12 protein-coding genes are annotated in these 13,156 nt (G+C 41.4%); 4 read left to right on the top strand and 8 right to left on the bottom strand.

Annotated features, from left to right (window positions below; all coding sequences use genetic code 11):
• Positions 1-4: 4 nt before the first annotated feature.
• Positions 5-2,074, bottom strand: coding sequence for an adenylate/guanylate cyclase domain-containing protein (locus HWE15_RS00840; protein ID WP_290505600.1), 2,070 nt, complete (start codon positions 2,072-2,074; stop codon positions 5-7).
• Positions 2,074-2,724, bottom strand: a complete 651-nt coding sequence (locus tag HWE15_RS00835; protein WP_290505599.1) for a hypothetical protein — start codon at positions 2,722-2,724, stop codon at positions 2,074-2,076. The genes HWE15_RS00840 and HWE15_RS00835 overlap by 1 nt, the downstream gene beginning before the upstream one ends.
• Positions 2,725-2,798: 74 nt before the next feature.
• On the opposite strand from HWE15_RS00835, the gene HWE15_RS00830 reads away from it, so the two are divergent.
• From HWE15_RS00830 to HWE15_RS00820, 3 genes are read left to right on the top strand one after another with little or no spacing between them, the layout of a single operon-like run.
• Positions 2,799-3,968: a DUF917 domain-containing protein gene (locus HWE15_RS00830; protein WP_290505598.1), complete on the top strand. Its 1,170-nt coding sequence runs from the start codon at positions 2,799-2,801 to the stop codon at positions 3,966-3,968.
• 5 nt (positions 3,969-3,973) lie between these two features.
• Entirely contained in the window at positions 3,974-4,324 is a 351-nt protein-coding gene (locus HWE15_RS00825; protein WP_290505597.1) for an MmcQ/YjbR family DNA-binding protein, read from the top strand.
• Complete coding sequence (locus tag HWE15_RS00820) at positions 4,321-5,283, top strand: ABC transporter ATP-binding protein (protein WP_290505596.1); 963 nt, start codon at positions 4,321-4,323, stop codon at positions 5,281-5,283. The genes HWE15_RS00825 and HWE15_RS00820 overlap by 4 nt, the downstream gene beginning before the upstream one ends.
• Positions 5,284-5,369: 86 nt before the next feature.
• On the opposite strand, the gene HWE15_RS00815 is transcribed toward HWE15_RS00820, so the two are convergent.
• Genes HWE15_RS00815 through HWE15_RS00805 form a run of 3 tightly spaced genes read right to left on the bottom strand, consistent with a single transcriptional unit; the run spans position 5,370 to position 9,024 of the window.
• Positions 5,370-5,894, bottom strand: a complete 525-nt coding sequence (locus tag HWE15_RS00815; protein WP_290505595.1) for an FKBP-type peptidyl-prolyl cis-trans isomerase — start codon at positions 5,892-5,894, stop codon at positions 5,370-5,372.
• A gap of 5 nt (positions 5,895-5,899) precedes the next feature.
• Complete coding sequence (locus HWE15_RS00810) at positions 5,900-6,622, bottom strand: bifunctional 2-polyprenyl-6-hydroxyphenol methylase/3-demethylubiquinol 3-O-methyltransferase UbiG (protein ID WP_290505594.1); 723 nt, start codon at positions 6,620-6,622, stop codon at positions 5,900-5,902.
• Complete coding sequence (locus HWE15_RS00805; RefSeq protein ID WP_290505593.1) at positions 6,619-9,024, bottom strand: YfhO family protein; 2,406 nt, start codon at positions 9,022-9,024, stop codon at positions 6,619-6,621. Before HWE15_RS00805 ends, HWE15_RS00810 begins: the two co-directional genes overlap by 4 nt.
• A gap of 147 nt (positions 9,025-9,171) precedes the next feature.
• Between HWE15_RS00805 and ffh the strand changes: the two genes are divergently transcribed.
• Positions 9,172-10,509: a signal recognition particle protein gene (ffh, locus tag HWE15_RS00800; protein WP_290505592.1), complete on the top strand. Its 1,338-nt coding sequence runs from the start codon at positions 9,172-9,174 to the stop codon at positions 10,507-10,509.
• 57 nt (positions 10,510-10,566) lie between these two features.
• Here the strand turns inward: ffh and HWE15_RS00795 are convergent, their stop codons facing one another.
• From HWE15_RS00795 to HWE15_RS00785, 3 genes are read right to left on the bottom strand one after another with little or no spacing between them, the layout of a single operon-like run.
• On the bottom strand, positions 10,567-11,043 hold the full coding sequence (locus HWE15_RS00795; RefSeq protein WP_290505591.1) for a nucleoside deaminase: 477 nt from the start codon (positions 11,041-11,043) through the stop codon (positions 10,567-10,569).
• Positions 11,044-11,083: 40 nt separating this feature from the next.
• Positions 11,084-11,827, bottom strand: a complete 744-nt coding sequence (locus HWE15_RS00790) for a LytTR family DNA-binding domain-containing protein (protein ID WP_290505590.1) — start codon at positions 11,825-11,827, stop codon at positions 11,084-11,086.
• Positions 11,824-12,906, bottom strand: coding sequence for a sensor histidine kinase (locus HWE15_RS00785; protein ID WP_290505589.1), 1,083 nt, complete (start codon positions 12,904-12,906; stop codon positions 11,824-11,826). Before HWE15_RS00785 ends, HWE15_RS00790 begins: the two co-directional genes overlap by 4 nt.
• Between the last annotated feature and the right edge of the window lie 250 nt (positions 12,907-13,156).

The raw sequence follows: 13,156 nt of genomic DNA, 5'->3' as shown, positions 1-13,156 counted from the left end.
GAGGCTAATCTAAGTTTTCCTGAACTCGGGAATATTCGGCTAATTTTTCTAAAAAATATTGACAAGGCCCATCGTTGGGTTTAAGACTTAAGGCAGCATCCAGTTGAACTTTGGCTTCTTTGATGTCAACATTTCTGAATGAATGCATTCCTTGCTCATAATGCTCCAAAAAGCCAGGAGGGTATTTGTTAGGATCATCATATACCTCATAAATACAGTTTTGGCTTCGTTTACCACGAAGGTTCAAGGTATCTATCAAGCGGAAGTTGAAGTTTTCAGGAGCTTGAACCTGTTTTTTTAAGTCTTCAGAAATCAGGATATCCAACTTATAAACCTTGGTGAGTTCCTCGATTCTACTTGCTGTATTTACCGCATCTGAGATTACGGTTCCATCCATTCGGTATTTACTTCCTACGGTCCCCAAAATGAGGTTGCCATAATGAATGCCGACTCCAATTCCTATTTTTTGATTGCTTAGAAGATTGTTGTTTTTGACCTCTTGCTGAAGTTCAAGTGCCGCTTGTATCGCATTATCGGGCTTATTTGCAAAAAGTGCCATTACAGCATCTCCGATATATTTGTCGATAAACCCTTGGTTTTTTCTGATAATGGGATCAGTTCGGGTAAGTAGTCGATTTACAAATTCAAAGGTTTCTTTACTGCTTAATCCTTCTGAAAGCGAGGTGAAGTTTCTTACATCTGCGAAGAGCACAGTCATGTCTTTGGATACAGCATCTCCCAGTTGGACATCTACGATTTCATTTTTTCCCAATAGCTTCAGAAACTCTCTAGGGATAAAGCGTTTGAGGGATTCATTCGTCTGACCCAATTGAGTAGACAGCTTTGCTTCATTGAGGAAGGCCCGGTTAAACCGAATGGAAAGAACCACTGATTCACTAAGGATGAAGAAGAAGAATCCATATGGCATCCAATAACTCATATCTACTCCTTCGCTTTGGTAGTTGACGAAGTAATCGTGAGAAGCAGCTCCATAGAAGAAGATTAGTCCTACCAAAAACACCCAAGCTCCTTCTGTTTTTTTAATCGCTGCACGAATTACGATGTACATGGTGTATAGGATAAATGGAGGTGCTAGAAAAAGGGTGAAGTAATTGAAAAAGATTGCCCCATCACGAGTATTAAGAAAAAGAATGGCAAGAATAAACAAGCCCATTATGATGTATTGGGATTTGTAAATCCACTTGCTTTTGAAAGGAAGAAAAAGTCTGAAAAGAAAGAGCGTTTGGAAGGTGAAAGCCAATCCTAGACATAAATAAACTGTCCTTACCAAAACCCCATGACTCAGGTAAGGAAATAAATCCATCAAAATCGCATCAGGTCCAGCCAATTCCCGAATTGCCAGGAAAATACAGGCGAAACCAAAGAAAAGACTCTCCAAAAAACTCCGCTGGATATAAGCCAAAAACAAATGGTATACCCCCATGATCAACAAACCACCAACCAGAAGAAAAGAGAACATTCTGTTTCTACGGTCGAATGAAACCAAGGCACTTTCTTCTCCAAAATAGATGGGTGACCAAATGCCAGACTGGAAAAAATGAAAATTGGATACCTCAATTAAGATTTCTACCTCGGAACTTTGAGGATTGAAAAACAGAAGTTGACCTCCTATTTGGGGCTGTTCTTCAGACTTTTCTTGACCTAACTTTCCAAAGCTAGACCGTTTTTTTCCATCGATCCAAATTTGACTGGCACTGTGGATGGTTGGGATTTTCAGCCCATAAATCTGATCCGTTGCCAAGCCTTTTATAGTTAGTCGATAGGTGCCGTACCCTTCTGAATAATCCGAGTTAAATTCTGAAACCTCATCCCAATTGCCTGGGGATTGAATCCATTGACCAACTTGATCCTCAGAAATCTCGTCTGCGAATTTTTCGAAGAAAAACTCCCATTCTCCCGTTAGACTTAGGATCTCATTTGACTTTGAAGAGACATCGGTGATTTCTAGTACCCCTTTTTGAATGACAGGAAGTTGTGCGGCTTGGGCCTTAGTGGCAAACCACCCCATAAAGACTGGGAAATAAAGGACAAACAGAATCCTTGTCCAGTACATTATTTCGTTGTCTTTGGGATATTGAGATAGATTTCAGGTAGTAGGAAACCTCTTTTCAAGAAAGGAATAGCTCCTTCATTGGAGTAATCTTTTGGTCGAGCCGCATTAGGAACCCAATTTTTGGACATGATACCCATCGCCTGAAAAGTCATCGTCAGCAATTCGCTACAAAAGATTTGGGCCGGACCCGAAAACTTCCCTTCTTTTCTGCCTTCGATGTTTTCATACCACATTTTTAAGTCAGTAGGAAAAGTTGCGTCCATGACTGTTGGCATAAAATCATCCAATTTTTTAAGGGCCTCTTGATCAATTGGAGTAGTATTCTGCCGAACTGCAAAAATACTATCATAGTAATTGTTCATGTTTGTTTGAAGACGTTCCTTAAAGGGAACGAGCATGGGACCTGTTTTCGACTTTCCTGTGATTAGGCAGGGAAGGTTTGTGAGGCTATTGGATTCCCAAAATAATACATCAGGCCAAACTCCCTCTTTACCGATATCTTTTGCCAGGATAAGCATTCCCGAATGGGTCCACTTACTTCCTTCTAAAAATTGAATCATTTTACTCATGGGAAAATCCCCATGCATGAGGACTACATCCCCTGTTTTGAAGTCAGAGGAGATCTCCTCATAGTCTACTTTCCAATCCATTGATTAAAAGTTAATTATTAGAAATACACAAAAACTGTTTAAAAATATACTTATTATTATTTAAAAAACACTAAATGAGAAAATTAGGATTCGAGGATTTAGAGCAAATTATTTTGGGAACCGCTTTTTTGGGGAGTGGGGGTGGAGGAATGACCAAGACAGGCTATGCGTTTTTAGATCAAATGAAAATGCAGTATTCTTCTGTTTCCCTGCCTTTGGTTGAAGTGACTGACGAAAGCCTGGATCCTTCAAGTTTAGCAATGGTGATCTGTGATATCGGGGCGATTTCAGCAATTGAAAGCAATCAAGGTATTGCCATCAAAGCAGCTTATGATTTTTTGGCCAATCATCAAGAAAAATATACCGGAAAGAAAACCACTGCTGTCTTACCAATTGAATTGGGTCCTGAGAGTACGATGGTTCCTTTTGTTCTTGCTGCTGCTTGTCCTGGATTGGTGGTTTTGGATGGAGATGGGGCTAGAAGAGCTGTGCCCCAGATCGAATTGACCACGTATGCCGCCAACCAATTGGAAGTAGCACCAGCTGTTATTACCAACGATCAGTCCCAGTCTGTTTTGGTGAATTGTGAAGGAGCAAGTGTGCTGGATGCGATGTTACGCCCTATTGTGGAAATTGAGAATTTTGGTGATTCAGCCAGTTTGGGAATGTTTTCCAATCCGATTTCAGCATTTGAAAAGGCCCTGATTCCTGGCACGATTACGTTGAGTCAGCGGGTGGGGAAAATGGTTCAAAATCTACAAAATGGAGTAGAAACCGATCCTCAAACCCTTCAGCAGGTAAATGTTCTTCAAGCGGAATTAATTGGGAAAGGAAAGGTTCTCAATACTATGGATAGTGTGGGGGGAGGCTTCGACCATGGGAAGACACTCATTGCGGATACAGAGACGCATAAACTCTACACTATTCTTAATCAAAATGAAAATCTGATCGTCTTTTCCTCTGATGAAACCGCTCCTTTAGCCATTGCGCCGGATTTGATTTGTGTGATCACCAAGGAATTCAAAGTGGTGACCAATGGGGAGATATCCAGTGCTGATGAACTATTTATTATCCGCGTACAAGCACCTGAAGAAATGCAGAATCCTGGGATCGTTAAGGGTTTCCAGGAATTGATCAATGAAATGGGCTATGCAGGTTCCATGAAAGTAGCTCCACAAAAATTGATTGGATTGGGAGACTTGTTCAATCAGTTGGCTCAAATGATCAAAAAGAATTATTCCTAAAATAGATGACTTTATCCTACCTGCGAGATTATTGCCTTTCTAAGCCTGGGACCTCAGAAGATACTCCTTTTGATGCAAATACGCTTTGTTTTCGAGTTGGAGGGAAGATATTTGGAATCACGGATTTGGAACAATTTGACTTTATAAATTTGAAATGTGATCCTGAGCGATCGGCAGAGCTACGAGAGCGGTATGAAGGAATCACTCCAGGGTATCATATGAATAAACAATGGTGGAATTCAGTTTCTGTAAAGGGAAATGTTCCGGATAAATTGATTTTGGATTTGGTGGATCATTCATATGAATTGATCTTTGCCTCCTTACCCAAAAAAACACAAGCTGAAATCCAATTATGAGTTTTTTTTCTGTTCGAAATGTTCGAAAGTCCTATCAGCAGCAAGTTGCCGCACTTCAAAATTTTTCACTCGACCTTGAAGAGGGTTCCCTTCTAGCTATTGTCGGGGAAAGTGGTTCCGGTAAATCCACGCTTCTTCGGATTTTGGCGGGCTTGGAAAAGCAAGATTCGGGTGAGGTTCTTCTTAATGGACAGCAAATCCTCAACCCCTCTCAAAAACTCGTAGCAGGTTACGATGAGATAAAACTCATTCATCAAGATTATCAATTGTACCCAAATGCTACAGTCGCTGAAAATATCGCCAGACCTCTACTTCTTTTTGAGAAAAATTATACCCAAAAGCGGGTAAAAGCCCTTCTGAAGCAGTTTGGGTTGGAAAAGTTTGCGGATCGACTTCCCAGACAACTTTCGGGAGGGCAGCAACAGAAAGTGGCTATTGCTTCTGCTTTGGCGATTGAGCCGGAAGTGCTACTCTTGGACGAACCGTTTTCATCTTTAGACCGAATTCAAACCCATCAGTTAATTGGAGAATTAGTCGAAAGCTTCAAGCAAGGAAAAACTACAGTTATTTTTGTAACCCATGAATTGGATGATGCCCTACGACTGACTGATGATTTATTGATTCTACAAAAAGGGAAAATTATTCAACAGGGAAATTCTCGAGTTTTATGTGAGCATCCCAAAAACCAGTATGTGGCGAGACTTTTTTCTCCGATCAATCAAATTCCAGAACGAGAAAATCATTTCATCCGTCCAAGTGATGTGAAATTAAGAACGAAGGGAGGAGTGCTGGGTCATGTGGTAGATTCCCGGTTTTTGGTTCATTTCAACTCTCTTCAAATTCGACTCAAAGAAACTGGGATGATTTGGGAAGTGGATGATCCTTTGCGAAAATATCAGGTTGGAGATCGGGTGTATTTGACCTGGAATACTGAAAAAGAACTTGTGTTAAGTAGTTAAAATAGGGTACTATAAAATCAATATCATCAGGCCGAGCGGAGTCGAGATCTATTGACTCCTCTCGGTCTGACAAAAGATTTTTTCAATTAATGATCCTCTCCATGTTCACCGTGTACATGACCATGGTCTAATTCTTCAGGAGTAGCTTCACGAACTTCCAGAACCTTTCCCTCGAAATGCAAATCAAAACCTACTAAAGGATGATTGAAATCCAAAAGGAGCGTGTCTCCAAAATCCTTCAATACTTTTGCTTGCATGGGATATCCATTTTCATCCATCAAGGGAAGAAACTCGCCTTCTTGGAGCATGCTGTCCTCAAATCCTCTTTCTTTCGAGAATTGTGATTTGGGCAGGTTGATCAATAATTCATCATCTGCTTCCCCATAGGCTTCTTCAACCTTAAGGACAAAATCGAAAGAGTCTCCCTCTTTTTTTCCGGTCAGGTATTCCTCAAATTTTTCTGGAAGGCCACTTTGTCCAAAAATGAAATAAAAGGGATCATCTTCATCCCGAACTTCCACACTGAAAGGAACGGATTCTATTTCGTCTTCAATTTTACTGACTTTGAGTTCGTAGGTTAATCCTACGACTGTTTGATTTTCGATTTTCATAGCTATTAAATTAGGCCGTATTTCAGGCGGATTCGGATACGTTCTTTCAGGACTTCCCATTTGCTGAGAGGGGTGGATTTTTGTAGTGGTTGGGAGGATCGGAAGACAAAATATTGATAGTCTTTTTCTTGGTAAAAGACCGAATAGGTTTCCATTTTTTCCAAGTAAAAACCTGCGAAAGTAAGGCTTTTGATTAGGTCGCCTGAATCAAGGGGTTGATCGATGACCTGGAGTTTTTCGGGTTCATTTTCAATCATCCATTTCAGATAGCGGGGTGCAGGAATATGGACAAAAACTACCGAATCAGCATGTGAATGTTTTTTGATTGTTTGAAATAAAGCCTGATGCTGATCTACTGGGATGTGCTCGAGTACATCTGGGAACACGAAAAAGTCAAAAGTTTGGTCTCCTTTGTCAAAATCTGACATGTCCGAGACTTCAAATTTTAAATTGGATTGATCCTTCCAAAGGTTTTGGGCTTTCTGAATACTCTCAGGAGAAATATCCACAGCTAGAACCTCTCCCTTAGTCACCTGTCTGGCAAGCAAGGAAGAAACCGTTCCAATGCCGCAGCCCACTTCCAAAACCCGCTGATGGGCTTGAAGGCCAGCTGAAACCACCTTGTCTAAAATTGAAAGGTGTCGGGAATTGATTCCTGTCTTTTCCTGCTTCTCCGCGAATTGATCGTAAAAGCTGACTACTTTATTTTCGTTTTCCTCCGAATTCATGCTTCTTTTTTGTAAGTGAGGAATATCCCGCCTAGGAGCGCAAACACAATCAAATATTGGAAAATCACCATCGGCGTTTTGGTAGCATAATAACTGGATGGCTCAAAAGAAAATTCAACTTCGTGTGTTCCACTAGGAATTTCTATGCCTCGAAGCAAGTAATTCGTACGAAGGATAGGGACTTCATTTCCGTCAATTTTCGCTATCCATCCTTTTGGATAATGGATTTCAGAAAATATAACCAATCCTCCCTGATCCATTTGTGCTTGGTATTGGAGGGTGTTGGGATGGTGTGCTATCAGGGAAACCTGGCCAGCACCTGCTGAAATAACTCCAAATTCTTCCATGTTGACCGTTGCTTGAGCTTTGGTATCAATTTCCCCAACCAATTTAATTTCTTCTTCATTGCTGCTGACTGGGATAATTTCGGAAGGAATCCAAGCAGGCCCATTCGCCTGTGGATTTTCAAAAACCGCTCCTGCTTCCTGACCAGCAATCAGATACTTTGTATTAAGCATATTGATGACTCCGATCCCTGCCCAATCAAAATCGCCCTCCTGCGCTTTGGAAACGAAATCCTGGATTTCATTCTGCAATTGGTAGTCTATCAAATCCTGATAGCGACGAAGTTTCGCTCCGTGATAGCCACCCAAACTTGCAAACCGGTAACTCGTGCGTGCTCCTTGAGTCAACCCTTCTGTTAGGTTCAAAACTCGGAAGTAATCCGTGTCTTTTGCTATTTCTTTTTCAGCATTTGACTCTGCGAAAAATTGTCGGGAAGGATTTCCTTGAAAAGATTCATTGTTTAGGTATCGTCTGTTGATGGTGACCAGATCCAATGAAATCAAGGCAATTAAAGCTAGCCCAAGGATCCAATCTGAAATTTTTTGTTTGATGCTTAAAAATACCAAGACCGCAGCAGCGGCAATAAATCCGAAACTTTTCCAGGCCGAGGTGGAAAGCATGTTTTTTCTATCGTTTTGGAGAGCATTTGCCAGCCAGTCGGGAAGATTACTATCAACGGGAGCTTCAAATCGGAAAAAGACTCCTGAAGCAACCGCCAAGATTAACACGAGACCACCCACGATGCCACCCGCTAGGTATAGTGGTTTCAAATTGTTCTTTTGAATGAGTTCTTCCAAAGAAATCATCCCTAGTACAGGAATCGCAAACAAAGTGATTCCCAATGCCATGGATACTGCCCGGAACTTATTATACCCGGGAAGGATATCGAAAAGTAGGTAGTTGAACCAAGCTAGATTTTTTCCCCAACTCAATAAAATGGAAAATAGAATCATCCCTCCAAAAGCATACAAAACTTCTTTCGGAGCAGCCCATATTCCTAAGATGGCTAAGAAAACCAAAATAATTCCCCCATAAATAGGGCCTCCCGTAAAGGCTTGATCTCCCCAATAGGTAGGGGCTGCTTTTACAAATCCATTGATTTGCCCAGCATCTATTCCGTTAGCCCTCAAGGCTTTTTCCGATGCAGAGTTTTCAGGCAAAGGCGTTTGGCTTCCACCTCCGTAGAAATCCGGGATTAGAAGCGTGAGTGTTTCTAATTTTCCATTGGACCAAGAAAATGCATATTCCCGATCCAAGCCACTAGGCTCTGTTTCCAAAGTAGCATTCCCACGAGTAGAGTAGGGGCTATATTCCAATGCAGTAGCCAGTCTTCCCAAATTTCCTCCTACAGCCAAAAGTGCTCCTAGGGTCAAAAAACCTAGGCTTTTTCCAATTTCAATTGCCCCATCTTTTTTCCAATCAAAAATCAATCGAACCAAAACATAAATCACTGAAACGATTAGCGTGTAATAGGTGATTTGTAAATGGTTGAATTTGAGCTGAAGTAAAAGACCCAGCGCCAAAAGGGCAGCGCCAAGGATACGTTTTTTCTCAAAGGCTAGATGAATTCCTGCTAGGATTAGGGGAATCAGACAAACGGCCCAGATTTTTGCATTGTGACCTGCTTCTAAGGAAAGTAGATTGAAGGTGTTAAAAGAAAATGCAATTGCTCCAGCAATCGAAAAAAGAGGCCGAACCCGATAAGTCAAAAGCAAAATATACATCCCTAACATCCCAAAAAACAGCCCGTTAATCGGGTGTGGAAGTCCTAAGGTGAGGATGGATACAAGCGTATTGGTCAAATCGCCAGGAAATTCGAGGCTGATAAAATAAGCAGGCATACCACCAAACATGGAGTTAGTCCAAAGTGCTTGTTCGCCGGTTTCTGCTCGGTAATCCATGACTTCTTTGGCGGAGCCTTCCCATTGGAGGATGTCTCCCTGGAAAATAACCTTTCCGTCAAATACCAAGGGAGAAAAGTAAAAAACGATGAGTAGGTAGAAAATGAGTACTCCCAAAAGGTGAGGGAGCAGATCTTTTTGAAAATTCAGCTTCATGCAGGAAGTTTTCTTCGTTCGGTAATGAAAGTCCGCAAATTAGTGATTAAAAGCCAAAATTGACCTGAATTCTCCGGGGATTCAGGACTTTTAAGTTTTCGTGCAGGCGCTAAAATCATTACTTTTGCAGCAAATAGCGAAAATCACATGTTTGATAATTTAAGTTTGAAGCTGGACCGGGCCTTTAAAACCCTTAAAGGAACCGGGAAAATCACCGAAATCAACGTTGCCACCACGGTTAAGGAAATTCGTCGTGCCTTGATCGATGCGGACGTTAACTATAAAGTAGCAAAGGAAGTTACCGACAAAATCAAGAATGAAGCGCTTGGACGAGATGTATTGATCTCGGTTTCTCCTGGTCAATTATTGGTGAAGATCACCCAAGAAGAGTTGACCAAACTTATGGGTGGCTCCAAGGTGGATATCAAGCTTACCGGTGATCCTGCTGTTATTTTGATCTCTGGTTTGCAAGGTTCTGGTAAGACTACCTTCACTGGAAAATTGGGGGCATTCTTGAAAAAACAAGGACGCCAAGTTTTATTGGTAGCCTGTGATATCTACCGACCTGCTGCGATTGACCAATTGAAGGTACTAGGAGAGCAAATTGGTGTAGAGGTTTATGCCGAGCCGGAAAACAAAAATGCCATTGAGATCGCAAATAATGCGATTGCTTACGCAAAGAAAACCGGAAAGAAAACGGTTATCGTCGATACTGCAGGTCGCTTGGCAGTGGATGAGCAGATGATGAATGAGATCGAGGCCCTGAAAAAAGCGCTCAATCCTTCTGAAACGCTATTTGTTGTTGACTCCATGACCGGTCAGGATGCAGTGAATACTGCCAAGACCTTTGATGAGCGATTGGATTTTGATGGGGTTGTGTTGACCAAGTTGGATGGTGATACCCGAGGTGGTGCTGCTATTTCCATCCGTCACGTAGTAGAGAAGCCGATCAAATTTATCTCTACCGGTGAGAAGATGGAAAACCTAGATGTTTTCCACCCCGATCGAATGGCTCAGCGAATTCTCGGCATGGGTGACGTGATCTCCTTGGTAGAGCGTGCGCAACAGTCTTTTGATGAGGAGGAAGCAAAACGGATCAACGCTAAAATTCGAAAGAACAGCTTTGATTTTGAGGATTTCCTTTCCCAATTGGAGCAAGTCAAAAAGATGGGGAATATCAAGGACTTGATGGGAATGATCCCAGGAATGGGAAAAGCCATGAAAGGACTGGATATCGATGATGATTCATTCAAACCGATCGAAGCCATTATTCGAAGTATGACTCCTTATGAAAGGCAAAATCCAGATATCTTGGATGGAAGTCGCAGAAAGCGTATAGCAGCTGGATCAGGTCGAAATATCACCGAGGTAAACAACTTAATGAAACAGTTTGCTGATATGCGCAAATTGATGAAGCAAATGAATAAGATGGGTGGTGCGAAAGCCGCTATGGGTAAGCTAATGCCTGGAATGGGGAGAAGATAAGAAATTAAGAATTTGGAATTTAGAATAAACCCGGTCTGAAAGGATCGGGTTTTTTGCTTAATACAGGGTTTTGTTATCCATTTCTTTCCAAATTTCAAAAGCTGCTAAAGCCTCTTCCCGGAGAATAGAGATCATCGGGATTTTTCGATCAGCCGGATTCACTTCAATTTCCTGATAGATGAAATCATCGTCAAAACCTGCATTTGCGGCGTCTTTCTTGGTTCCTGCATAAAATACGCGCTCCGGTCTTGCCCAAAAAATTGCACCTAAGCACATGGGGCAGGGTTCGCAGGAAGCATAAACTTCGCAGCCTTCCAACTGGAAATTATTTAGGTTTTTACAGGCATCCCGAATGGCAACTACCTCGGCATGTCCAGTAGGATCATTGGTTTTTAGGACCATGTTGGAACCTTTACCAATGATTTTTCCATCCTTGACAATCACACAACCAAAAGGGCCTCCATTTCCGGCTTTCATTCCTTCTTTGGCTAAGCGGATGGCTTCGCGCATAAAGTGTTTTTGCGATTCATTCATAGTTAAAAATACGTAACTACTCTTAATACTGCCTACTGAATTAACTCATCCATCGGCCCATAAAATCCAAAAATGCCTCTTTGTAATTTTCTCCGATAGAAATTTCATGGTTTCCAATGTGCACGCTGTTTTTAGAAACCGAATCGATGTTGTCCAGGGAGATGATAAAAGATCGATGGATTCGCATAAACTTATCTTCAGGGAGTAACTCTTCCATGTTTTTCAAGCTTGTCAGGGAAAGGAGTGGGGCACTTTTGGATTTTAAATGAACCTTCACATAATCTTTGTAAGCTTCTACATAGAGGATGTCTTGAAGCATGACCTTGACCAGTTGGTACTCTACTTTTAGGAAAATATACTCCAAGGGTTTTGCTCCACTTTCCTCTTTTCTAGCTTCAGTATTTTTTCTCCGCTCGAAGTAATTGTAGGCTTTAGTGGCAGCATTTAAAAAATCCTCGTAGCTAAAGGGCTTGAGTAGGTAATCCAGTGCGTCTACTTTATATCCTTCAATTGCAAATTGATGATAGGCTGTGGCGAAAACAATTCGGGTTTGATCGGAATTTTTCTTTCCATCTAAAACTCGAGCCAGTTCCATACCCGATAAGTCAGGCATTTGGATATCCATGAATATTAACTGGACCTCGTGCTGATTGATAAAGCTCAAGGCTTCGATTGCACTGGAAAATTTCCCGATTAATTCTAGAAAGGAAGTTTGCTCGATGTATTTACAAACTAGGTCCAGCGCCAGCGGCTCGTCGTCAACTGCGATGCATTTGAGTTTCATTCGAGATTTAGAGTCAGGTTAACGTAATATTCCTGATTCTCTTCATCTTTCCCAAATTTCAGACGATGTTTCCCCGGGTACAATAAGCTCAATCTTCGCTGCGTATTCACTAATCCTATTCCATGTTCTTTGGCTTCGGGGCTATCTGGATTGGTAGGGAAGATTTGATTTCTTGTCTCAAAAAAGATCGTATTCCCCATGATTTCCAACTTGATATGGATATCACTTTCCTTTTGAGAACTGATTCCATGCTTGAAAGAATTCTCCAAAAACGGAAGCAATAACATGGGTGCAATAATGTGGTGATCTTCAGTTTCATCCAACTGAATATGGAGCTTGACTTTATCAGTCAATCGCATTTTCATCAGCTCAATATAATCCCGGATGAAATCAACTTCTTTGCTTAAAAGTGTGGTTTCCTTCTGATTTTCATACAACACATAGCGCATCATTCTGGAAAGCTTTAATAAAGCTTCCTGCGCTTTTTTGACATCTAGATTCGTCAGGGAGTAGATGTTATTTAGTGTGTTGAAAAAGAAATGTGGGTTGATTTGAGCTTTGAGGTAGGAAAGTTCAGTCTTGATCCGTTGCTTTTCTAGTTCCTGACGGTGTTCCTCATCTTTTTGCCATTTCTGTACCAGGGCAAGGGAAGTACTTAGGCCAACGGAAAGCAAATACAGCATCTCCTGAAAAACATCCCCAGGGATCCATCTTCTTTTAGGGTCAAAAGGTCTGTCAGGACTGAAAGTCTCATGCATTCGAAGCGGATACTGAATCAGCTGCTCGAAGTACACAATGATGTAATAAAAAAAGATCCCACCGATGATAGCCATCAAGAGGTAAGTATAGGTTTTGCCTTTTAATAGAACTCTAGGAACGACAAAGGACTGGTTGGTGTAAAAGATGAATAAGAGTAACAACACCAAAAAGGCTTGTTTCCACCAATATTCATTAGGTAGGTCGATTTCACCCATTCTCCAGGAGAGTGGGGAAAGCAGAAGCAAAACTACTCCTAGCATCAACCAGCCCAATATATGGACGAGTATGGATATGTTTTTTCGGGGGGTGATAAGCTGCATTGCTTTGATTTTCAATGCAAACTAAGAGAAAGATTTACCAAATCGAAGCAATAATCTACCAATCCAGACTTTTTGCCGCTGTAGACTGATTTTTACACGATGAATTCGATTTTTCTCGGTTTTACTGTTTTTATCTGCTCAAAAAGGGGATTTGTCGATAAGTCTATGGGCTTGGTCTATTGCCTCAATTTTAATGAAACAAAGCCCGTTGCTTTGGTGTATTGAAAGGGTGAATGCCCAATATTTGAAG

This window comes from Algoriphagus sp. (genome assembly GCF_013373065.1).
Taxonomy (GTDB): Bacteria; Bacteroidota; Bacteroidia; order Cytophagales; family Cyclobacteriaceae; genus Algoriphagus.
The sequence above is the reverse complement of the archived record's forward strand: the minus strand, read 5'-3'. Positions and strand labels throughout refer to the sequence as shown.